Source organism: Actinoalloteichus hymeniacidonis (genome assembly GCF_014203365.1).
In the GTDB taxonomy this organism is placed as follows: domain Bacteria; phylum Actinomycetota; class Actinomycetes; order Mycobacteriales; family Pseudonocardiaceae; genus Actinoalloteichus_A; species Actinoalloteichus_A hymeniacidonis.
This window is the reverse complement of sequence record NZ_JACHIS010000001.1, coordinates 4,551,334-4,573,491: the sequence shown is the minus strand read 5'-3', so window position 1 is coordinate 4,573,491 and position 22,158 is coordinate 4,551,334. Positions and strand designations below refer to the sequence as shown.

Annotated in this window: 20 protein-coding genes and 1 riboswitch; of the genes, 17 read left to right on the top strand and 3 right to left on the bottom strand. The window is 68.4% G+C overall.

The annotated features are described in order from the left end of the window. The first annotated feature begins 62 nt into the window (after window positions 1-62). The 5 genes from rplU to BKA25_RS19015 all read left to right on the top strand — a co-directional run bounded on the left by rplU (window position 63) and on the right by BKA25_RS19015 (window position 5,374). Entirely contained in the window at window positions 63-374 is a 312-nt protein-coding gene (gene rplU, locus BKA25_RS19035; RefSeq protein ID WP_069847847.1) for a 50S ribosomal protein L21, read from the top strand. A gap of 14 nt (window positions 375-388) precedes the next feature. Next, the gene (gene rpmA / locus BKA25_RS19030; protein ID WP_069847849.1) at window positions 389-646 is read left to right on the top strand and encodes a 50S ribosomal protein L27; all 258 of its coding nucleotides are present in this window, start codon (window positions 389-391) and stop codon (window positions 644-646) included. Window positions 647-773: 127 nt separating this feature from the next. After that, window positions 774-2,216, top strand: coding sequence for a GTPase ObgE (gene obgE / locus BKA25_RS19025; protein WP_069847850.1), 1,443 nt, complete (start codon window positions 774-776; stop codon window positions 2,214-2,216). Continuing rightward, window positions 2,213-3,349 (top strand): glutamate 5-kinase, encoded by a 1,137-nt coding sequence (gene proB, locus BKA25_RS19020; RefSeq protein ID WP_069847852.1) that lies wholly within the window; start codon window positions 2,213-2,215, stop codon window positions 3,347-3,349. The genes obgE and proB overlap by 4 nt, the downstream gene beginning before the upstream one ends. 186 nt (window positions 3,350-3,535) lie before the next feature. Next, entirely contained in the window at window positions 3,536-5,374 is a 1,839-nt protein-coding gene (locus tag BKA25_RS19015) for a DUF7937 domain-containing protein (protein ID WP_446323462.1), read from the top strand. Here the strand turns inward: BKA25_RS19015 and BKA25_RS19010 are convergent. After that, window positions 5,364-7,484, bottom strand: a complete 2,121-nt coding sequence (locus BKA25_RS19010; protein ID WP_221312375.1) for a RecQ family ATP-dependent DNA helicase — start codon at window positions 7,482-7,484, stop codon at window positions 5,364-5,366. The genes BKA25_RS19015 and BKA25_RS19010 overlap by 11 nt on opposite strands. Window positions 7,485-7,577: 93 nt before the next feature. Here BKA25_RS19010 and BKA25_RS19005 point away from each other — a divergent pair, with 93 nt between their 5' ends. The 10 genes from BKA25_RS19005 to BKA25_RS18960 all read left to right on the top strand — a co-directional run bounded on the left by BKA25_RS19005 (window position 7,578) and on the right by BKA25_RS18960 (window position 17,929). Then, the gene (locus tag BKA25_RS19005; RefSeq protein WP_084643597.1) at window positions 7,578-8,927 is read left to right on the top strand and encodes a glutamate-5-semialdehyde dehydrogenase; all 1,350 of its coding nucleotides are present in this window, start codon (window positions 7,578-7,580) and stop codon (window positions 8,925-8,927) included. Window positions 8,928-9,090: 163 nt separating this feature from the next. Further along, window positions 9,091-10,284 carry a cytochrome P450 gene (locus BKA25_RS19000; protein WP_069847857.1) on the top strand — a complete coding sequence of 398 codons (1,194 nt, stop codon included), beginning with the start codon at window positions 9,091-9,093 and terminating at the stop codon, window positions 10,282-10,284. Window positions 10,285-10,298: 14 nt separating this feature from the next. Beyond that, entirely contained in the window at window positions 10,299-10,523 is a 225-nt protein-coding gene (locus tag BKA25_RS18995; RefSeq protein ID WP_069853417.1) for a ferredoxin, read from the top strand. 73 nt (window positions 10,524-10,596) lie between these two features. Beyond that, on the top strand, window positions 10,597-11,202 hold the full coding sequence (gene nadD, locus BKA25_RS18990) for a nicotinate-nucleotide adenylyltransferase (protein ID WP_084643598.1): 606 nt from the start codon (window positions 10,597-10,599) through the stop codon (window positions 11,200-11,202). A gap of 583 nt (window positions 11,203-11,785) precedes the next feature. Then, window positions 11,786-12,211, top strand: a complete 426-nt coding sequence (rsfS, locus tag BKA25_RS18985) for a ribosome silencing factor (protein ID WP_069847861.1) — start codon at window positions 11,786-11,788, stop codon at window positions 12,209-12,211. Then, entirely contained in the window at window positions 12,208-12,819 is a 612-nt protein-coding gene (locus BKA25_RS18980) for a histidine phosphatase family protein (RefSeq protein ID WP_069847863.1), read from the top strand. The genes rsfS and BKA25_RS18980 overlap by 4 nt, the downstream gene beginning before the upstream one ends. After that, a complete protein-coding gene (gene octT / locus BKA25_RS18975; RefSeq protein WP_069847865.1) occupies window positions 12,816-13,625 on the top strand; it encodes a diglucosylglycerate octanoyltransferase in 810 nt (269 codons plus the stop codon). The genes BKA25_RS18980 and octT overlap by 4 nt, the downstream gene beginning before the upstream one ends. Further along, a complete protein-coding gene (locus BKA25_RS18970; protein WP_069847867.1) occupies window positions 13,622-14,482 on the top strand; it encodes a DegV family protein in 861 nt (286 codons plus the stop codon). Before octT ends, BKA25_RS18970 begins: the two co-directional genes overlap by 4 nt. A 376-nt stretch (window positions 14,483-14,858) precedes the next feature. After that, window positions 14,859-15,560 (top strand): ComEA family DNA-binding protein, encoded by a 702-nt coding sequence (locus tag BKA25_RS27980; RefSeq protein ID WP_069853418.1) that lies wholly within the window; start codon window positions 14,859-14,861, stop codon window positions 15,558-15,560. Continuing rightward, window positions 15,557-17,929: a ComEC/Rec2 family competence protein gene (locus tag BKA25_RS18960; RefSeq protein WP_069847869.1), complete on the top strand. Its 2,373-nt coding sequence runs from the start codon at window positions 15,557-15,559 to the stop codon at window positions 17,927-17,929. Before BKA25_RS27980 ends, BKA25_RS18960 begins: the two co-directional genes overlap by 4 nt. Window positions 17,930-18,011: 82 nt before the next feature. On the opposite strand, the gene thrC is transcribed toward BKA25_RS18960, so the two are convergent. Then, a complete protein-coding gene (gene thrC, locus BKA25_RS18955; RefSeq protein WP_069853419.1) occupies window positions 18,012-19,274 on the bottom strand; it encodes a threonine synthase in 1,263 nt (420 codons plus the stop codon). A gap of 11 nt (window positions 19,275-19,285) precedes the next feature. Next, window positions 19,286-19,416, bottom strand: a riboswitch (SAM riboswitch). Window positions 19,417-19,594: 178 nt separating this feature from the next. Here thrC and holA point away from each other — a divergent pair. Then, the gene (gene holA / locus BKA25_RS18950; RefSeq protein ID WP_069853420.1) at window positions 19,595-20,578 is read left to right on the top strand and encodes a DNA polymerase III subunit delta; all 984 of its coding nucleotides are present in this window, start codon (window positions 19,595-19,597) and stop codon (window positions 20,576-20,578) included. A 186-nt stretch (window positions 20,579-20,764) separates the two neighbouring features. Here the strand turns inward: holA and rpsT are convergent, their stop codons facing one another. After that, window positions 20,765-21,025 carry a 30S ribosomal protein S20 gene (rpsT, locus tag BKA25_RS18945; protein ID WP_069847871.1) on the bottom strand — a complete coding sequence of 87 codons (261 nt, stop codon included), beginning with the start codon at window positions 21,023-21,025 and terminating at the stop codon, window positions 20,765-20,767. A 252-nt stretch (window positions 21,026-21,277) separates the two neighbouring features. Here rpsT and BKA25_RS18940 point away from each other — a divergent pair, with 252 nt between their 5' ends. Next, on the top strand, window positions 21,278-22,084 hold the full coding sequence (locus BKA25_RS18940; protein WP_069847873.1) for a sulfite exporter TauE/SafE family protein: 807 nt from the start codon (window positions 21,278-21,280) through the stop codon (window positions 22,082-22,084). Window positions 22,085-22,158 lie beyond the last annotated feature (74 nt).

Genomic DNA, 22,158 nt, shown 5'->3' with positions numbered 1-22,158 from the left:
TTTTCTCGATCTGTGTTCGCACGCCGTCCATCATCGTCGAGTAGCAGGAGACTTCCGTCCTGATGTACGCGATCGTCAAGACCGGCGGCAAACAGTACAAGGTGGCTGTCGGCGACGTCGTCGAGGTCGAGAAGCTTGAGGGCGAGCCGGGCACCGAGGTCAACTTCCCGGCGCTGCTCGTCGTCGATGGCAACGACATCACGCACGACGCGTCCGCCCTGGAGAAGTTCGCGGTGACCGGCAAGGTCGTCGAGCAGTCCAAGGGCCCCAAGATTCGCATCCACAAGTTCAAGAACAAGACCGGGTACCACAAGCGCCAGGGTCACCGGCAGAAGCTGACCCGCGTCGAGGTCACCGGCATCTCCGACAAGTGAGGACCTGAGCAGCCATGGCACACAAGAAGGGCGCATCGAGCTCCCGGAACGGCCGCGATTCCAACGCCCAGCGGCTCGGTGTGAAGCGCTTCGGCGGTCAGGTCGTCAGCGCAGGTGAGATCCTGGTCCGCCAGCGCGGCACCAAGTTCCACCCCGGCGTCAACGTCGGCCGAGGCAAGGACGACACGCTGTTCGCGCTCTCCGCTGGAGCGGTCGAGTTCGGTAGCAAGCGTGGTCGCAAGACCGTCAACATCGTTCTGGCGCAGGGCTGAGTCCCGCCGAAGACGATAGCTCGACCCTGGCGAGGGGCGGCCCGGATAGATCCGGACCGCCCCTCGCCTTGTGTCGGTTCCGAGCCGGTGACCACCGGAGCCGGACAGTGAGAGAGGAAGTACCGCCGTGTCGCGTTTCGTCGACCGAGTGGCGATTCATGTGGCCGCAGGCAACGGCGGAAACGGCTGTGCCTCCGTACACCGGGAGAAGTTCAAGCCGCTGGGCGGCCCGGACGGCGGCAACGGTGGCCGAGGCGGCGACGTCATCCTCGTCGTGGACTCCAACGTGCACACGCTGTTGGACTTCCACTACCACCCGAACGCCAGCGCCACCAACGGCAAGCAGGGCCAGGGCAACAACCGGGATGGCGCCACCGGCGTCGACCTGGAGCTGAAGGTTCCCGACGGCACGGTGGTCACCGATCCCGACGGCAATATCCTCGCCGATCTCACGGGGCACGGCACCAGGCTCGTCGCCGCGCAGGGCGGTCGTGGCGGCCTGGGCAATGCCTCCTTGGCATCCAAGGCGCGCAAGGCGCCCGGCTTCGCGTTGCTCGGTGAGCCCGGCGAGGAGGCCGAGCTCGTTCTGGAGCTGAAGTCGGTCGCCGATGTCGGCCTACTGGGCTTCCCCTCGGCGGGCAAGTCCTCGCTGATCGCGGTGCTCTCCGCCGCGCGGCCCAAGATCGCCGACTATCCGTTCACCACGCTGGTACCCAATCTGGGTGTCATCACCGCTGGTGAGACGGTCTTCACCATGGCCGACGTGCCGGGTCTGATTCCTGGCGCGAGCGAGGGCAAGGGCCTGGGGCTCGACTTCCTGCGGCACATCGAGCGCTGCGCGCTGTTGGTCCACGTCCTGGATTGCGCCACGGAGGAACCCGGCCGCGATCCGGTCTCCGACCTGGAGGCGTTGGAGGAGGAGCTCGCCCGCTACACGCCGTCTTTGGGTGGCGATCTCGCAGGCAGACCCAGGATCGTGGTGCTGAACAAGATCGACATCCTGGAGGCCAGGGAACTGGCCGACATGGTTCGCCCCGACCTGGAGGAACGTGGCCTGGAGGTCTTCCCGATCTCCACCGCGACCAGGGAAGGATTGCGGGAGCTGAACTTCGCGCTGGGACGCGTGGTGAGCGAGTACCGCGCTGCCCAGCCCGCACAGGAGCCCACCAGACTGGTGCTGCGTCCGAAGGCGGTCGACGACAGCGGCTTCTCGGTCGCACCGAACCCGGCTGAGCCCGGTGCCTTCATCGTCAGCGGCGAGCGGCCCGAACGATGGGTGCGCCAGACCGACTTCAACAACGACGAGGCAGTCGGCTACCTCTCCGACCGGCTCGCCCGACTGGGTGTCGAGGACAAGCTGGCCGCGCTGGGCGCCGAGCCCGGCGCCTCGGTGACCCTCGGCGGTCTGACCTTCGACTGGGAGCCGTCAACCCCTGCGGGCGTGGCGGTGTCGATGACCGGCCGAGGAACCGACCGAAGGCTGGAGCGCAACGACCGCGTGCCTGCGAAGGACCGTAAAGCGGCCTCGCGCATCCGACGAGGTCTCGACGTGGAGGACACAGCGGGATGACGGTGAACGAGCCTGCCACTGCACGGTCCGAGACGCGTCAGCGAGTCGGTACGGCACGCAGGCTCGTCGTCAAAGTCGGTTCCTCCTCGCTGACCACCGCCCACGGCGGCCTGGACCGTGCTCGGCTGGATGCCCTGGTCGACGTGGTGGCCGACCGTTGCGCGCGTGGTGGTCAACTCGTCTTGGTCTCCTCCGGTGCCATCGCGGCGGGGCTCGCCCCCTTGGCCTTGGCTCGTCGGCCGAAGGATCTGGCGACCCAGCAGGCGGCGGCAGGCGTGGGACAGCTCGCGCTGGCACACGCCTACGCGACCTCCTTCGGACGCCATCAGCGGGTCGTCGGCCAGGTGCTGCTCACCGCCGACGACGTCATCCGTCGGGCGCACTACCGCAATGCCCAGCGAACCTTCGAACGGCTGCTCGCCCTGCGGGCGGTGCCGGTGGTGAACGAGAACGACACGGTGGCCACCGACGAGATCCGATTCGGTGACAACGATCGCCTGGCCGCGTTGGTCGCGCACCTGGTCGGCGCCGATGCGTTGGTCCTGCTCTCCGATGTCGACGCCCTGTACGACGGCGACCCGCGACACGGCGGTGCCACCCGGATCACCGAGGTCCGGGGACCCGAGGACCTCGTGCAGGTACAGGCGGGCGACGGTCGGGTAGATGGGCTCGGTACCGGCGGAATGGCCTCGAAACTGGCCGCCGCCAAGCTGGCGTCCTCAGCGGGTATCCCGGTGTTGTTGGCCGGTGCCGATGATGCCGCGCGTGCGCTCGATCAGGCCGATGTCGGTACGGCTTTCGCCGTCACCGGGGCTCGATTGTCGGCCCGGCGGTTCTGGCTCGGATATGCGGCGGGCGCCAAGGGTCGGGTTCGATTGGACGATGGCGCGGTGCAGGCGGTGACACAGCGACGTCGTTCGTTGCTGGCAGCCGGAATCCTTGACACGACCAGCGATTTCCACGCGGGTGACGTCGTTGAGTTGGTAGACCGGAGCGATCGGGTGGTGGCCCGAGGGGTGGTCGGCTACGACGCCTCCGAGCTGCCGGAGCTGATCGGACGATCCACCCATGAGCTGCCCGCCGAGTTCCGCCGGGAGATCGTGCACGCGGACGACCTCGTGGTGTTGCAGTGATCGGGCCTGCGCGCTGATTCGTGATCCTCCGGCGACGGACAGACCCGTCGGGGAGCAGCATCCCGCGCGGAACGGGAAGCGCGGCTACCGCAACAATGCGATGTGGTATCGACGCTGGCGAGCTCTGCCATCTCTCTGGCGAGAGCAGACGCGCGTCTCGATGTTTTCCAGCGGTGAGGAGACCCGGTGAAAACGTGTGAGAGCTGCGGGAGCGCTACGGGGGGCGCGAGTGCCTGCTCCCATTGCGTGGCGGCACGACCTCACTTCGTTCCGGCTGCCGCCGGGGCGTCTGCCGCAACGGAATCGGGAACCCCTGCGGGTGTCGGAGCGAATATCGGCGCGCCGGCTGGAAATCTCGGACAGCCGCCTGTTAGACCGCCCGTCGCCGCAGCCACGCAACCGGGACGGATCTCTGTCTCGGACTACCTGCGTGACGGCGTGGCGCTGCTTCTCGTCGTGTTGTCGCTCGCATCGCCCTGGGACGGGTCCGGGTTCGGTGCCGATCGGGTTCCCGTGGTACTGACGGCGGTGTTGGTGCTGCTCGCGGTCTCGGCGCCCTACATCGTCCGCTCCGGTGCGCTATCTCGGCCACCGGATCCCTTTCGCGCATGGCTGATCCGGCTGCTGTTGGTGCTCCCGTATCTCACGGTGGTGATCACCACTCTGGTGCTGGACATCGTCGGGGGCCGAGCGGCCGATCACGGCGTGGCGCTCGACAGCGGCGGATTGGACGCGGCTGCCGCAGGTATCGAGGGTGGGTTCGGTTCCGGCCTCGGTATCGGCCTGGCTGGTGCGGTCCTCGCGTTGTCGCCGAGGGCGTGGGAGCTGTTCTGGGTGCGCCGAGGCCTGGATGAGGCCTGCCGGATCTCCTCGGTGACGGTCGCCGCGCTGACAGTGCTGTGCTTGTTGCTGAGCACCGTGCTCGGGATGATCGACCGGGCTGGCGAATTCGCACCGGTCACCCTGCTGGGAATGGCTTCGCTGGTCCTGTCGATGGTCGTGTTCACGGTGCCGCCGTTCGTCGGCATCGTGTTGGGCGACCCCGGCTGGCGGCGGGTGGTCATCTGGCTGGGTGCGGTCCTGCTCATCACGATGGTGTTCACGCCCGCTGTGGAGTCGATCTACCGGCCCTTGAGCGGCCTGGTCTTCTGGCCTGCGGCAGCCGTGTTCGTGGCCGCACCCGGAGTGCTGCGCACGATGAACCGGCTGCCGGATCACCTCGGCTGGCTGAGCACGGCGGGTCGGGCGCTGGAACTCATCGCCGCAACGGGAGTGGCGGGCTTCATCCACCTGCTGATCACGCTCTTCGATGCGACCGAGGATCGCGGTGTCCGGGTGATGATGTTGATCTTCTCGGCAGCCCTGGTCGTCGGCTCGCTCACCGCTCGGGCCGTGCTTCGGCGTGACCCCGGGCGTGGTCGGCCGATTGCGGTGACCACCGCCTCGGTGTTCCTGATGTTCGGTGTGGTGGGCATCGTCGTCCGGGCGATGGTCGCCGAGAGCGGCGTGCCGGGGATCGTCGTCGCCGACCCGCTGTTGATCAGCTCGACGTTCGGGCTACCCGCACTGGTGGTTATCGCGCTCACCGTTCCGTCGTCGGTTCGCGGTGCTCTCGCCCGCCCCCACACCTACCCGGGGCCGACGCCATCCGGCGACCCGGGCGCGCCGCAGACGGGTCCGATCCGGATCGTGGCGGACTCGGTGCCCGAGCCCGCCTCCGATCAGGAACCCGGCTTCGGGCCCGGAACTCCTGATCCGGCGGTCGCGGACCCACTCCGACAGCGGATCTCGTTCGCGGCGGCCACCGGGGCAGAACAGCCGACTCCGAGTCCCGAGACCGCTATCAACCCGGGCGATTCCGGCGTCTCGACTGCTGCGTCGAATGCGGCTGCCGAGTCGGAACCGGCTGCCGAGTCGGAACCGGCCGTCGAGACCCAGCAGGCGCCTGCCGGTACCGACGACTCGGTCTCGGACGGACGGGCCGCCTCGGACGGGAGGCAGAAGCAGGCGGGGGTCAGTTCGTGACCGCCAAGGCGAAGGGCAGGACGGCGGGCACTCCTGCTTGCCGAAGTGCCTTCGCCACGATGGTCATCGTCCAACCGCTGTCGACGTGGTCGTCGATCAGCAGGACCGGGCCCTCGACACCGGCCAGTCGACCGGCGAGCGGTTCCCGGATCTCGAAGGCGTTCCACAGCGCCGCAACCCGCTGGGCGCTGTTCGCGCGGTGCGGTGCATCGCCGAGCACGGCGACCTCACCGAGCACCGGGAGCCTGCCCAGCGCACCGATGCGCTCCGCGAGGCTGCGGATCAATCTCGTCCGCCTGCGGGAGCCGACGGCGACGATTCCCACCGGTCGTTGCCGCCAATCCCACGCGGCGAGGACCGTCACGCAGGCGGTCACGATGTCCTCGGGCGCCGCTTGATCCGACGCATCGGAGGCCAACAGCTCACGCAGTCGGTTTCCCCACCCGATATCGGTGAGTCGCCCGAGCGCCCGACCCGGTTCCGCTGCATGACCGGCATCGATCCGACCCGTGGCCTCGATACCCATGGTGGCCAGTCCGGTGGGCCACTGCTTACGGGTGCCCACCTCGACACCCGGCCTGCGCAGCCGCTCGCCCGCCGCTTCCTGCTCGGCTGTCGACACCTCGTTGGACCAGTTCGTTCCGGTGCAGTTGTCACAGCGTCCGCAGGGCGCCGACTGCGGGTCGTCGAGTTGGGTGCGCAGGAACTCCATCCGACATCCGGAGGTGTCCAGGTAGGTGAGCATGGCCTGTTGTTCCGACTGCCTGGCCTGCTCGATCCGTTGATACCGCGCGGCATCGTAGGACCAGGCCTCCCCGGTGCCCTCCCAGCCTCCGCGCACCCGACGTACCGCCCCGTCGACGTCGAGCACCTTGAGCACGACCTCGAGTCGATTGCGGGACAGCTCGACTCGAGGCTCCAACGCCGAGGTGGACAACGGTCGGTCCGCGCCGTTCAACGCCGCGAGCACCTGGGTGACCACCGGCTCCGGGGGGAAGGCCAACGAGGCGAAGTAGCGCCAGATGTCGGCGTCCTCCCTGCCGGGCAGCAGCAGGACGTCGGCCCGCTCGACACCACGTCCCGCTCGGCCGATCTGCTGGTAGTAGGAGATCGGCGAGGACGGAGCTCCCAGGTGGAGGACGAATCCGAGGTCGGACTTGTCGAAGCCCATCCCCAACGCCGAGGTCGCGATCACGGCCTTGACCCGGTTCGCCAGTAGATCGGCCTCGATCTGCTCCCGCTCGGCTGCCTCGGTGCGACCGGTATAGGCGACCACCTCGTGGCCTCGGTCGCGCAGATAGCCCGCGACCTCCTCCGCGGTGGCGACGGTCAAGGTGTAGACGATCCCCGATCCGGTGAGATTCGGGAGATTCTCGGCGAGCCAGCCGAGCCGAGCCTGGGCCGTCGGCAGCCGGAGGACACCTAGATGGAGGCTCTCCCGGTCCAACGGTCCACGCAGCACCAGGGTCTGCGCTTCCGGTTGACCAAGGCCGAGTTGTTCGGTGACGTCGTGCACCACGCGATCGTTGGCGGTGGCCGTGGTCGCCAGCACCGGGACACCGGGGGGCAGCTCGGTGAGCAGGGTCCGGAGCCTGCGGTAATCGGGACGGAAATCGTGCCCCCAGTCGGAGACGCAGTGTGCCTCGTCCACCACGAGCAGACCGGCGCTCTCGGTCAGCGCGGGAAGGACGGTGTCGCGGAAATCCGGGTTGTTCAGCCGCTCCGGGCTGACCAGCAGAACGTCGACCTCGCCGGAGGCCACGGCGTCCTGGACCTGCTCCCATTCGGTGGCGTTCGCCGAGTTGATCGTGGCCGCGTGCACGCCTGCGGCTGCTGCGGCCTCTACCTGGTTGCGCATCAGGGCCAACAGCGGCGAGACGATGATCGTCGGGCCCTCGCCCAGCTCGCGCAACAACGCGGTCGCGACGAAATAGACGGCGGACTTGCCCCAGCCCGTTCGTTGCACCACGAGCGCCCGCCTGCGGTCGATCACCAACGCACTGATGGCCGCCCATTGGTCCGCACGTAGTCGTGCCTGCGGGCCTGCCAGCGCGCGCAGTCGCTCCTCGGCCAGTTCTCGCAACCCCTGCTCGTCCACATGCTCAGGCATACCTCAGGCCGCACGGGGACATCGCACCGGGTGGGAACTCAGTCGATGCCGGTGGCGGAAAGCCTCTACGCTGGGCAGATGACCAGCACGACGATGGATGAGGCCGTGGAGAACCCCGACACCGAAGGCAGGCACACCCCGGGTGCCGCCGTCGATTCTCCCGCCGACCCGTTGGCAGGCGAGGCACTGCGGATCGAGGTGCTCGATGCCGCGCGACGGGCTCGTTCGGCCGCTGCGGACACCGCGTTGTTGACGCGGGGCGAGAAGGACTCCGCTCTTGTCGCCATGGCCGAGGCACTGCTCGAACGCACCCCGGAGATCGTCGAGGCCAACGAGGCCGATCGGGCGATCGCGCACAAGGCCGATATGGCCGCGAATCTGGTCGACCGCCTGACCCTGACTCCGGAGCGCATCGCTGCGGTGGCCGAGGGGTTGCGGGCCATCGCCGAGCTGCCTGATCCGATCGGCGAGGTGGTGCGGGGCGGCGCCTTGGCCAACGGGCTGGAACTGCGGCAACTGCGGGTGCCGCTCGGTGTGCTCGGCATGGTCTACGAAGGCAGGCCCAACGTGACGGTGGACGCCGCCGGGCTCTCGCTGAAGTCCGGCAATGCGGTGTTGCTGCGTGGGTCGTCCTCCGCCGAGCGGTCCAACACCGCGCTCGTCGGGATTCTGCGTGATGTCCTGGCGGCTCGGGAGCTGCCGGTCGACGCGGTGCAGCTGCTGCCCTGCCACGATCGAGCCTCGGTTCGGCACCTGATCACCGCGCGCGGTCTGGTGGACCTGGTCATCCCCCGTGGCGGCGCCGGTCTCATCAACGCCGTCGTCGAGCAGGCCACCGTTCCCACCGTGGAGACCGGGGTGGGCAACTGCCATGTGTACGTGGACGAGTCCGCCGACCTCGATCGGGCAGTTCGCATCGTGCTCAACTCCAAGACCCGCCGCCCCAGCGTGTGCAACGCCGCCGAGACCCTGCTGGTGCATCGCTCCGTCGCGGAGACCTTCCTGCCGAGGATGGGCTCGGAGCTGCGGGCCGCCGAGGTGCTGCTCCATGCCGACGCCACCGCCGCAGCGCTGCTGCCGGAGTCGGTGCCTGCCACCGAGGCGGACTGGGACACCGAGTACCTGTCGATGGACCTTGCGGTGAAGGTGGTCGACTCCCTCGAGGACGCCATCGATCACATCGGGCGACACGGTTCGGGGCACACCGAGGCCGTGCTCACCACCGACCTGCGGGTCGCGAAGCGGTTCGTCGCCCGGGTCGATGCTGCGGCGGTCGTGGTCAACGCCTCGACCGGCTTCACCGATGGCGCCGAACTGGGCATGGGCGCCGAGATCGGTATCTCGACGCAGAAGTTGCACGCCAGGGGACCGATGGGCCTGCCGGAACTGACCTCCACCAAGTGGGTCATCTGGGGCGAGGGACAGGTACGCCCGAGGTCGTGATCTTTTTCTCGATCGGTTTCCGGGCGGCGGCTCGCTACCCCGCCCGGCATACCGTCATGCGTGTGAGCGCACCGCTCACCACCCTCGTTGACTTTGGGTAGTCGTATTCTTACTCTCTGTGTGGATCTTCCATCTCGGAAGCCGCCGATGAGGAGACGACTGGATGGTCACAGCAGGCGAACCGAGGAGCTATCCCTTCGGGTCGGTCGACCGCTTAGAGCTTGATCCGACATATGCGGCCTTGCGCTCCACCGAGCCGGTGGTGAGAGTCCGGATGCCCTACGGAGAGGACGCCTGGCTCGCTACCAGCTACCAGGACGTTCGGACGGTGTTGTCCGATCCCAGGTTCAGCCGTGCCGCCTCCACCGGCCGGGACGAGCCGAGGATGAGTGAGGACGTGATCCAGGGCGGCCTGCTATCCCTGGACCCACCGGAACACACTCCGCGTAGGCGGATTGTGATGCGGTCCTTGAATACGCGCCGGATCGAGGAGCTGCGCCCGACGGCGCGGTCAGTAGCTGACTCGCTTATCGCTGAGATGGTGCACACCGGTCCGCCTGCCGACGTGGTCCACGACTTCGCCATCCCCTTGGCAGCCGAGGTGACCTTCGAACTTCTCGGGATGGCGACCGAGGACCGCAAACAGTTGTGCGAGTGGACCGACGCCACCTTGAGTGTGACCACGATGAGTCCAGCCGAGGTCGACGAGAGCATGGCGAGGTTGGCGGAATATCTCGCCGAACTGATCAACCGCCACCGGCGGACCCCGTCAGTCGGTCTACTCGGAGAGTTGGTGGACGCGGCCGACAACGGAGTCATCTCCGAGGATCAGATCGTCCCGACTTGGATCGGTGTACTCGCTTCGGGGAACGAGGCCGTCACAAGTCAACTCTCGAACTTCATCTACCTCCTCATCCAGTGGCCGGGCTTGGTCGATCGCCTGCGGACAGATCCTGGTCTGGCCCCCACCCTGGTAGAGGAACTGACACGTTTCGTGCCGCTCGGCGCAAGTGCAAGCTTCGCCCGTTATGCCTTGTCGGACGTACTGCTCGGTGACGTCCTCATCCGGGCGGGGGAGGCCGTGCTTCCTGCCATCGGATCGGCGAACCTGGATCCGGCCGCCTTCGAACGACCCGAGGATCTGGACCCGGATCGGATCGGTCGTCCGCATCTCGGTTTCGGGCATGGTCCACACCGCTGCCCTGGCGCCGCGCTGGCCGGGATGATGCTTCAGGTGGGATTGACCGCGTTGTTCGGGGCACTGCCACAGCTCCGATTCGCCGTCGAGGATGATGGTCTCGAATGGAAGAGTCCGGTGCTGGTCCGGGGTCTGGTCAGGCTTCCGGTCAGCTGGTGAGGGAGGACGACGTCATGAGTCGCTGGAAGATCGACGTCAACCAGGGGGCGTGCGTCGGATCGGGCATGTGCGCAGGCACCGCGCCCGAGCATTTCCGGCTCGACGGCGCTGCGGCCAGCGCGATCTCGGAGGAGATCGACGCGCACGATGGGGTGATCGACGCCGCGGACAGCTGCCCGGTCGAGGCCATCCTGGTGCGTGAGTTGGTCGGTGGGAAGGTCGTAGCACCGGTCGACTGACCTGGTCGGCCGCCGCCCATCCACCCGACCGGTAAGCTGCCCGTTCGTGTCCGAGACGACGGCGGTGAGTCCGATGGAGAGTTCTGCCCGTCGGCGGGTGGGTGTGATGGGCGGCACCTTCGACCCGATTCACCATGGCCACCTGGTGGTCGCGAGCGAGGTACAGGCACGCTTCGAACTGGACGAGGTCGTGTTCGTGCCCACCGGAAAGCCCTGGCAGAAGGACGGCCAGGTCATCACCGCCGCCGAGGACCGCTATCTGATGACGGTCATCGCGACGGCGTCCAACCCGAGGTTCTCGGTCAGCCGTGTCGACATCGACCGCGACGGGCCCACCTTCACCGTGGACACCCTGCGGGATCTGCGCACCCATTACACCGATACGGACTTCTTCTTCATCACCGGCGCCGACGCGTTGGGGCAGATCCTGTCCTGGCGTCGAGCCGACGAGCTGTTCGCGCTCGCGCACTTCGTCGGAGTGACCAGGCCCGGCTATCAACTCGCGGACCACCACCTGCCGGCAGGCTCGGTGACGCTGATCGAGGTGCCCGCGATGGCGATCTCGTCCACGGCGTGTCGCACGCGCGTGGCGGAGGGGATGCCCGTCTGGTACCTGGTTCCCGACGGCGTCGTCCAGTACATCTCCAAGCGGGACCTATACGTCGATTCCAGTCGCTGACCTGCTGTCTTGTCGCCATCGGGGGTCGGTGGGAATGAGTCCGATCGGTTCTGGAGTCGGTCCGTCGTGTGGTCCAGCACGGTGATCGCCGATGCGGTCTGGCGCAGGGCGTAGGCGAGGTGGAGCCACGGTATGCCATCGGCGAGAGCTCGGCGCCGGTCTGCGTTGTCCGATAGGTAGTGGCCTCATCGGCCTGTGCGGCGGGATCGACCTCGAACCGGCCGATGTCGCGGAGCCGGGTGGGCAGCACGCTCGACGTCCGGATGGGGGCGTTCCCGCCCGTCTCGGGCGCAGCAGCGCTGTGGATCGACGGTGTTGTCGAGCTGGCGTGACCCCTGTGGCACGAAGTAGTCCGGCAATCGATTACACCAGGTCAGCGACGAAACGAGTCGGCCAGGGTGGTCCTGGTTCCCGCTCGCATCACCGCACCGGGTGCGGGCTGTACCGGGGCCTGACGTCGGACCAGGATCGTTCCAACACCCGGCTACGTCACCTCACGTCTTTTTGCGTGTCGGCGATGTACCGGGCACCGGTACGCTCAGACACTCGAGCGGGCGAGCTTGCCCGCCACGGAGGGAGAACTGTGGTAGCGACCGACGAGGCGCGGAAGACGGCGCTCGTCGCCGCCCGTGCGGCGGCGGACAAGAAGGCCCACGAGATCGTGGTGCTGGACGTGTCCGATCAGCTTGTCATCACCGACTGTTTCGTGATCGCCTCGGCGCCCAACGAGCGTCAGGTCTCGGCCATCGTCGACGGCATCGAGGAGAAGCTGCGCGAGATCGGTGTGAAGCCGGTACGCCGTGAGGGCGCCCGTGAAGGCCGGTGGGTGCTGTTGGACTTCGTGGACGTCGTCGTCCACGTGCAACACGCCGAGGAACGTGCGTTCTACGGGCTCGAGCGGCTGTGGAAGGACTGTCCGAGGGTGCCGTTCGACGATGGAGCCCCCACGTCGACGTCTTCCGAGGACAGCGCCGAGGCGGCTTCGGCGACCGAGGACGATCAGGCGTGACGCTGTCCAGATTGGTGCTCTGGCGGCACGGCGAGACAGGGCACAACGCAGAGGGCCGGTTGCAGGGCCACCTCGATACCGAACTCACCGAGCGGGGGCGTGCGCAGGCTCGCCGTGCCGCGCCCGAGTTGGTTCGTTTCGAACCCGAGGTCGTGGTCACCTCGGATCTTCGTCGTGCTGCCGACACCGCGTCGGCCTTCCACCTGATCACCGGCGTCAAGACTCAGACCGACACCAGGTTGCGTGAGACGCACATGGGTGATTGGGAGGGTCTGACCTCGGTGGAGATCGAGGAGGCCTGGCCGGGGCTGCTGTCGAAGTGGCGCGACGATCCGACTCAGCCGACGCCGAACGGGGAGACACGGATCCAGGTCGCGGACCGCGCCGCAAGCGTCGTCGCAGACCTGGATAAGGAGTATTCGGGCACGGTGTTGCTGTGCGCCCACGGTGGTCTGATCACGACGCTCACCGGGCGGTTGCTCGGTCTGGATCTGCCCCATTGGCTGCAACTCGGTGGCATCGGGAACTGCCATTGGACGGTTCTGGAACGCCGTGCCGACGACATCGTGTGGCGGCTACGGCAGTACAACGCAGGCATCTCGGAGTGAACGCGGCGGATCGTAGAGGTGGGGAGCTGCTGGTCCTCGGCGATTCCCTCGCCTTCCACGGTCCGCAGGGCCCACATCCGGCCGACGAACCGAGGCTGTGGCCCAATGTCGCCGCCGCAGAGTTGGGCGGTACCGCTCAACTCGTCGCGGGGCTCGGTTGGACGGCACGGGACGCCTGGTGGGCATTGACCGGCGATCCGAGGGTGTGGGCCGCGTTGCCGCTGGTCCGCGCGGTGGTATTGGGTGTCGGAAGCATGGACACGCTGCCCTCGCCGCTGCCGACGGCATTGCGGGAAGGCATCCGGTACCTGCGTCCCGACGGCCTGCGTCGACGGGTCCGGGCGGGTTACCGGCGGCTCCAGCCGTCGCTGACCCGGGCCATGGGCGGTAAGCCGGTGGCGCTGCCGCCTCGGCTGACGGTCCGGTATCTCGATGAATGCAGACGGGCGATCCGAGCGCTACGTCCCGAGCTACCGATCATCGCGATGGTGCCCTCGGTCCACCGCGCCGACTCCTATGCCCGGATCCATACCGGGCATGCGCCTGCCGAAGCGGAGATCCGGGCCTGGGGCGGCCGAGTCGGCATCCCGTTGCTCGATCTGCCTTCGCTGGTCACCGACCACCTGGACTCCGGCCAGGGCAACCGTGACGGGCTGCACTGGGGCTGGACGGCACATCATGCCGTCGGGCTGGCCTTGGCCGAGCTGGTCATCGCGACCGGCGAACCCATCCGGACGGCGATACGGCCGACGCACCACGGCATCGAAGCGATGGCCTGGCGGCAGAACAGCAGGCGCCCGGGATGACCGTGGCCATCGTCACCGATTCGACAGCCCACCTCCCCGAGGGATTCGCCGAGCGATATCGGGTGCGGGTGGTGCCGCTGCACGTCCTGGTGGACGGCCGGTCGCGGCGAGACTGCGTCGACGTCGGCCCGAAGGAACTCGCCGCCGACCTCCGGGCCCACCGCCTGGTCACCACCTCCCGCCCGACACCGAGCGAGTTCGCCGCGGTCTATCGAGAACTGCTGCGGGACGGCGCCGAGATGATCGTCTCGGTGCACCTGTCGGCAGACCTCTCCGGAACCTGGGATGCGGCGTGGTTCGCAGCCGAGGAACTGGGCTCGGACCGGATCAAGGTGATCGATTCTCGTTCCACCGGGATGGGCCTGGGCTATGCGGTCCTGTCGGCCGCGATCGCGGCGGGCTCCGGTGCCGATGGCCACGAGGCTGCCAGGATCGCCGAGGAGACAGCGCTGCGGACCAGGGCCTTCTTCTGTCTGGACACCCTGGAGTACCTGCGACGTGGTGGTCGTATCGGCACTGCGGCGGCGTTCCTTGGCACGGCGCTGGCGGTGCGTCCGCTGCTACACGTCGACGACGGCGGCATCGTCCCCCTGGAGAAGGTCCGCACCTCTGCGCGGGCGCTGACCAGGCTGGTCGACCATGTCGTCGAGACCGCCGGGTCCGGCGATGTCGGCGTGGCGGTGCACCACCTGGATGCGCCGGAGCGAGCGGTGGAACTGGCGTCGAGGATCGAGGAACGCGTTCCCGGCTGCCGGGCCTGTCTGATCTCGGAGTTGGGCGCGGTGATCGGCGCGCATACCGGGCCCGGCGTGCTGGGCGCGGTCGTGTTGCCGGGCGGCCCTGACCTGATCGGCTGAGCCACCCGAGTGGCTGGGCGTAACCCCACGACGTTACGCAACCGAGGGCGATCGGAAGGCCGCCGTCGCGTTCTGACCGGGGAGTTGTCCACACCGTCCGATCCATCCACATGTGGATCTTGAACTCGGGTGTTGCTCGTGATCGACGGCTTGAATGCACGGCATGGCCGTTTCCACGACACCACGCCGAGCTGTCTTCCCGGGCCCTCGGCGGCGACTCGACGTCATCGTCACCGGGGAGGACGGCGATGGCGTGCCGCCGGACGCCGGTGTGACGAGGGCCGTCGGGGATGGCTGGAGACGGCGGGACGGGACCGGTCGAGGTGCTCCACCCGTCGGCGGGCGACATCGCAGTCGCGTCGGTGACCCGACCTCCGTGAAGCTACCCACCGAAGGCAGGCTCAACCGCCTCGTCCGGCGCTGGGTGCCCGCTGGCATCGGCTCGGCCCGACTGGACCCCGGCCGATCGGGCGCGCTGGCGCTCGGGCTCGGCGCGGTGGGTATCGCCTTGGTCGTCACGGTGGGATTGCTCTGGCGGTCCGCGCCTGCTGCGGAACCACTACCGCTGGTGCCCGCCGCCGCCACTCCGCAGACCTCGTCGACCTCGGTGGCAGAGACGACGACGGCGCCCGCCGAACTGGTGGTCAGCGTCGTCGGGCGGGTCATGACACCCGGACTGGTCACGCTCAGCGCGCCAGCCAGAGTGGCGGACGCGGTGGCGGCTGCGGGCGGGGCACACCCGGATGCCGATCTCGACACGGTGAACCTGGCTCGTCCGCTGGCAGATGGTGAGCAGATCCACGTCGATGCGCCCGTGCCACCCGGAGCGCAGTCCGACGGCGGCGTGGTCGGCGGTGGCGAGGCCGCGGCCACCGCCGGTGGTGGTGCCGCGATCGACCTGAACGCGGCATCGGTCGCCCAGCTCGACTCGCTGCCCGGCGTGGGGCCGGTCACCGCGCAACGCATTCTCGATTGGCGGACCGAACACGGTCGGTTCGATTCCGTCGAGGACCTGCGCGAGGTGGACGGGATCGGCCCCACCAGGTACGAGCGATTGAAGGACCTGGTGACGGCATGATCGAGCAACCGGCTCGCCGTGACCTCCGACTGGTGCCCTCGGCGCTGGCGGTGTGGGGCACCACCCTGGTCGGGATGTACGGCGGCCACCACGCCGCGATCCTGGTCGGGATAGTGGCCTGCCTGCTGGTGATCGGCTGCGGCCTCCGGGCCTGGCATCGATTCCCGCTCGCTCGACGAATGATGGCGGGCGTGCTGGCCGTCGGGGCACTGACGATCACGGCCTCGATCGGTATCGCCCTTCGGGTCCAACACACCAGCGGCCATGAACTGCGGGCCGCAGCCGAGCGAGGCGCCGAGGCCCTCGTGCGGCTACGACTCACCGAGGATCCGGTCCGGTTGAGCAGCGCGGGCTATGCAGGCTCGCCGGACGACGGCAGGTTGTTGATCCGCACTCAGTTGACCGCGATGCGAGGGGACGACGGATGGACCCCGACCTGGGGAGGAACGATAGTCCTCGCCGATGACCCCGAATGGGCGACGCTGCTACCCGGTCAACAGGTGACCGTCGAGGGCTCGCTGCTCCCTGCCCGCTCCGGCGACCTCACGGTGGCGGTGCTCCGGGTGCGGGGACCACCCACGGCGGTCGGGCCGGTCTCGTGGTGGCAATCGGCTGCCGACGTGATCCGCGGTGGACTGCGGACCGCAGCCAGCGTGCTGCATCCCGATCCGGCAGGCCTGCTGCCCGCACTGGTGGTCGGCGACACCCGCGATCAATCGGCTCAGGTCGAGGAGGAGTTCCAAGCTGCGGGATTGACGCACTTGACCGCTGTGTCCGGCGCCAATCTGGCGATTCTGTGCGGGGCCGTCCTGTTGGGATGTCGGGCATTGAGCCTCGGGCCGATCCCGTCGACCTTGGCAGCGGGCGTGACGCTCGTGGGCTTCGTGATCCTGGCTCGTCCGGAACCCAGCGTGCTTCGGGCGGCTGCGATGGGCGCGGTCACCCTGCTGGCCTTGGTGCTCGGACGGCGTCGCTGTGCCCTGCCGGCGCTGGCGGGAACGGTGATCGTCCTGTTGATGGTGCGCCCGGAGTTGGCCACGCATCCGGGGTTCGCATTGTCGGTGGCGGCGACGGCGGGTCTGGTGATCCTGGCGCCGAGGTGGGCGGGTGCCCTGCGGGATCGAGGTGTCCCCGTTGTGCTCGCGGAGGCTCTGGCCGTCGCGATGGCCGCGCAGCTGGCCACCGCCCCGCTGGTCGCCGGGCTGTCCGGCGAGGTCAGTCTCATCTCGGTATTGGCGAACCTGCTGGCAGCACCGGCGGTGCCACCTGCCACGGTGCTGGGGGTGCTGGCGGCGCTGATCGCGCCGCTGCACCTGGGTACCGCCGAGCTGCTCGTGCGGTTGGCCGGGCCCGAGGTGTGGTGGTTGATCCTGGTCGGACGTCATGCCGCTGCTGTTCCCGGGGCGCGCCTGGACTGGCCGGGCGGGATGGGCGGCGGGGTGCTGCTCGCGGTGGTTCTCGTGGTGCTGATCCTCCTCGTGCGATCGCGGCGAACCCGGACCCTGGTGCTGGCACTGGTCTTGGTGCTGGTGCTCTTCCTGGTGCCGAGCCGGATCGTCGCACCGGGTTGGCCGCCACGGGATTGGACGGTGGTGGCCTGCGACGTCGAACAGGGCGATGCCATCGTGCTCGCCACCGGCGAGCCCGGCAGCGCGGTGGTCGTGGACACCGGACCGGACAACGGGGCCGTGCACGCATGCCTGCGTGATCTCGGCGTCCACACTCTCGCGCTGATCGTGCTGAGTCATCTCCATGCCGACCACATCGGCGGGCTGACCTCGGCGATGACCGGGCGGCGGGTGTCGGCGGTCGCGGTCGGCCCGCTTCGTGCACCCGCCTGGGCCGATACTCGGGTGCGCGAATCGGCGGCTGCGGCCCAGGTGCCGATCGTGGAGCTCCGGGCCGATCAACGCCTGGACTGGCCCGAGCTGACCATGGAGGTACTCGGACCGGTCGCCCCACCTACCCGGGTCGACGAGGAATCCGGCACGGAGATCAACGATGCCTCGTTGGTGATCCGCGCGACGACGCCGGTCGGTCGCGTACTGCTGACCGGGGACGTCGAATTGGCCGGTCAGGATGCCCTGCTCGGCTCGGGCGTCGACCTCGGTGCGGACGTGCTCAAGGTGCCGCATCACGGCTCGCGCTACACCTCACCACGTTTCCTCGCGGCGATCAGACCGAGAGTCGCCCTGATCAGCGTGGGTGCCGACAACCGCTACGGGCATCCCAATGCCACGGTGATCGACGAGCTGACGACGCTGGGCGCCGAGGTGGTGCGTACCGACCTCGGCGGCGACGTGGCGGTGGCCGAGGGAGCCGAGGCGCCGTTGGTGGCTCGTCGTACCCCGGAGGTGGCCCAGCCGTGAGCCGGGGCGGGACCGATTCACCGATCCCGCCGGCTCCTCGACCGCCCCGAAGTCCCAAGTCCGATTCGAGACGCCGGTTCGCTCAGTAGCCGAGCGCCTCGTGCACGGCCTGCGCCGACGGCGGCACGGTGGCCGTGGGTCCGACGTGATCCTGAATCGCGTCGAGGGTCTTGAGGCCGTCGCCGGTGATCAGCAGTACCGTCTCGGCCTCCGGGTCGATCTTTCCGGCCTCGACCAACTTCTTCGTCGTGGCCACGGTGACCCCGCCTGCGGTCTCGGTGAAGATGCCCTCGGTCCTGGCCAACAGGCGGATGCCCGCGACCACCTCCTCGTCACTGACGTCCTCGATGGCACCGCCGGTGCGTCGGACGGCGTCGAGCACGTAGGGGCCGTCGGCAGGTGCGCCGATCGCCAGTGAACGGGCGATGGTGTCCGGGCGAACGGGCTGGACCACGTCACTGCCCGCTCGGAACGCGGCGGACACCGGAGAGCAGCCGGTGGCCTGGGCACCGAAGATCCGGTAGGGCGTGGGCTCCACAAGACCCAGTTCGCCCAGTTCGCGGAAGCCTTTGTCGACCTTGGTGAGTTGCGCACCGGAGGCGATCGGGACGACGATCTGCTCCGGAAGTCGCCAGCCGAGCTGCTCGGCGACCTCGTAACCGAGCGTCTTCGAGCCCTCGGCGTAGTACGGCCGCACGTTGACGTTGACGAACGCCCAGTCCTCGTGCTCGGCCGCCAGCTCGGTGGCAAGCCGGTTGACGTCGTCGTAGTTGCCCTCCACCGCGATGAGGGCACCGTCGTAGGCCGCGGTGGTCAACACCTTGGCCCGCTCCAATGTCGACGGGATCAGCACCACGGAGCGCCAACCCGCACGAGCCGCCGCAGCGGCGACGGCGTTGGCGAGGTTGCCGGTGGAGGGACAGGCCAACACCTGGAATCCCAATTCCCGGGCTGCGGCCAAGGCCACAGCGACCACGCGGTCCTTGAAAGAGTGGGTGGGGTTACCGGTGTCGTCCTTGACCCACAGGTTCTTCAGCCCGAGTTCGGCGCCCAGTCGGTCGGCACGCACGAGCCGGGTCAGTCCGGGCTGGGTGTTGGCGTGCTCATCGACGTCGGCGGGTACGGGGAGCAGGTTGCGGTAGCGCCAGATGGAACGGGGGCCCGCCTCGATGTCCTCCCGGCGGATCCTGCCGAACTCGTAGGCCACTTCCAGCGGTCCGAAACATTCGGCACAGGCGAATTCGGCCGCGAGCGGAATGCGGTTGCCGCACTCCCTGCAGGACAATGCGATTGCCGGACCGAGATCCAACGTGGCATCCGTGGAATTGCGCAGGGTGGTCGTCATCGCGAGGCCTCTCCTCATCTTTCCCGCTGTCGCGGGCCGGAATTGGCACCGTGATCGTCGACAGCCCGCAGAGCGCGGTTGGCAGGCGACGCCGGTTGCCGGGGTTTCGTAGGGCCGGACCCTCTACCCCTCTGGATGAAGTCTTCAGTTGTGCGGCCAACCCTAGGGCATCGAAACAGTCCGAAACCACCCTGCGTCCGAAGCGTGGGACCGGATGCCCTCTTCCGACGGTGGCCTTCGCCGCATCCGCGCGGCAGGATCGGACCGCCGTCGGCCTCTCGGCGCCGAAGCCGGTCGGGCACCCGTGCCAGGATGGTCGGGTGAGCAAGCAAGCCGCCCCGGCCGCCCCGCTTCTGCTGGTCCTGGGGGAGGAGGAGCTACTCGTCGAGCGCGCCGTGCGAGCGGCGTCGGACGCGGCGAAGGCACTCGACCCGATGACCGAGACGGTCCGGATCAAAGCAGCCGAACTGACCGTGCCACGGTTCGCCGAGTTGGTGAGCCCCTCGTTGTTCGGCGAGGGGCGGGTGGTGGTGGTGGATACGGCCCAGGACGCCGGCGCGGAGCTCGCCGAGGCGCTCGTCGCCTATCGGCCGCAGCCCGATGACGGGATCGTCCTGGTCGTGGTCCATTCCGGCGGCGGTCGTGCCAAGCTGGCCAAACAGCTTCCGGCCGCGCTCAAGGGCAACGGCGCAGCCGTGGAGGAATGCGGAAAGATCACTCGGAGCAACGAGCGCGAGGCCTTCGTTCGCAACGAGGTGCGGCGGGTCGGTGGCCGGATCGACGCTCGGGCGGTATCGGCCCTGGTCGAGACGGTGGGCTCGGACCTGCGAGAACTCGCCGCCGCCGCAGTTCAACTGGTCGCCGACACCGACGGACCCATCGACGAGACGGTTGTCCGTCGGTACCACCGGGGCCGCGCGGAGGTCACCGGGTTCGCCGTCGCGGAGAAGGCCGTCACCGGCGATCGGACGGGCGCCCTCGAAGCACTTCGGTGGGCTCTGCAGACCGGGGTGCCCGCCGTGCTGATCGCGGACGCGTTGGCGGACGCCGTGCGCAGCATCGCCCTGGTGCGCGGCGCCCGTAATGGGGATCCCATGCAGATGGCTGGTGAACTGGGCATGCCGCCGTGGAAGATCAAGAAGGTGCGTACCCAGGTCCGAGGCTGGGAGGAAGCCGGGTTGGGCAGGGCGATGCACCTGGTGGCCGCGCTCAACGGCGAGGTGAAGGGCATGGCGGCCGATTCCTCGTACGCGCTGGAACGCGCGGTGTTCGGAATCATCGACGCCAGATCCGCCGCCCACTGAGAGACCTGCGTCTGCGGCGGTGCGGTCTCCTGTGTCACCGCGCTCCGACGCTCTGAAAAGCGAGAGACCGCCGAGGGAATGCCCCTCGGCGGTCTCGATCGACCTGTCCGTGCGCCACCGAGCTGCCGCTGTACGCGGCCGACGGCCTGCGTCACGGATAGCCAGGACGAAGTCCTGGCAGACAGCTCAGAGCTGGTTCACGCGCTTGGCGATCGCCGACTTCTTGTTGGCGGCCTGGTTCGCGTGGATGACGCCCTTGCTGGCAGCCTTGTCCAGCTTGCGGCCCGCCTCGCGGCTCAACGTGATGGCCTTGTCCTTGTCGCCGGCCTCGGCAGCCTCACGGAACTTGCGGATCGCGGTCTTGACCGAGGACTTCACCGCCTTGTTCCGAAGCCGGGCCTTCTCGTTGGTCCGGATCCGCTTGACCTGTGACTTGATGTTCGCCATGCGACAACCCCTCGGTCTCGATGTGTGTCAGTCGTGCCGCGTATCTCTCGTGGCGCTGCCGAGCGTTCACGCAGGCGAAGCCCGGATCGGGAACGACAGTCTTCCTCCATGGCGGAATGCCACACGGCACGACGGCGCAGTCTAACAGCCGGGAAACCGCGCGCCGTGGGGCGCCGGAAGCCGGTCGGGCTGTGACGATTCTCGCCATCGACGCAGGTCTGAGCCGCCACGCACTGATCGTAGGCTCGATGGGTGTCGAGTCCTCTGGAGTGGGCCGGGTTCGCCGACGTGTCCCTGGCAGCGCTTCTCTTCTTATGCGTCGCGGCCTTCGCCGCAGGTGCCGTCGACGCGATCGTCGGAGGCGGGGGACTGATACAGCTGCCCGCGCTGCTGCTGGTCATGCCGGGTGGCGACACCCTGCTGAGTCTGGCCACGAGCAAGGTGGCGGCGTTCGCAGGCACGGCCTCGGCGGTCCCGACCTACGCTCGACGGACGCGTATCGACTGGTGGACGGCGGTGCCTATGGCACTGATCGCCTTCGGGGGCGCGGTCGGCGGGGCGGCCTTCGCGAACCTGCTGCCCACCGACGTGCTCAACTGGGTCGTGTTGATCGCCCTGGTGGGCGTCGGAATCTATACCTGGCGCAAACCGGCACTCGGCTCGGTGGAGACCCCGCGCTTCGGCCGCCGAGCACAGATCGCGTTGGCCGCGCTGGGTGGCCTCACCATCGGCTTCTGGGACGGGCTGGCCGGCCCCGGCACCGGATCGTTCCTGGTCTTCCTATTGGTCGGGATGCTCGGCTACGCGTTCCTGCACGCTTCGGCGACGGCCAAGCTGGTCAACACCGCCACGAACCTCGGAGCGCTGTGCTACTTCATTCCCGCAGGCAAGGTGCTGTGGGGACTCGGTCTGACGATGGCGGCCTGCAACATCGCAGGCAGCGTCACGGGGGCGCTGATCGCCACCCGTCAGGGCTCGGGCTTCGTGCGACGGGTCTTCCTCTCCGTGGTGGCGGCGATGGCCTTGACCCTCGGCGCACGTCTGATCTTCGGAACCTGAATCGACGCCCACCAGCATTCTGAACGAATAGCGGGCATAGGTCCGGTATCGGTTCTCCCCTGGCGGTCGACAAG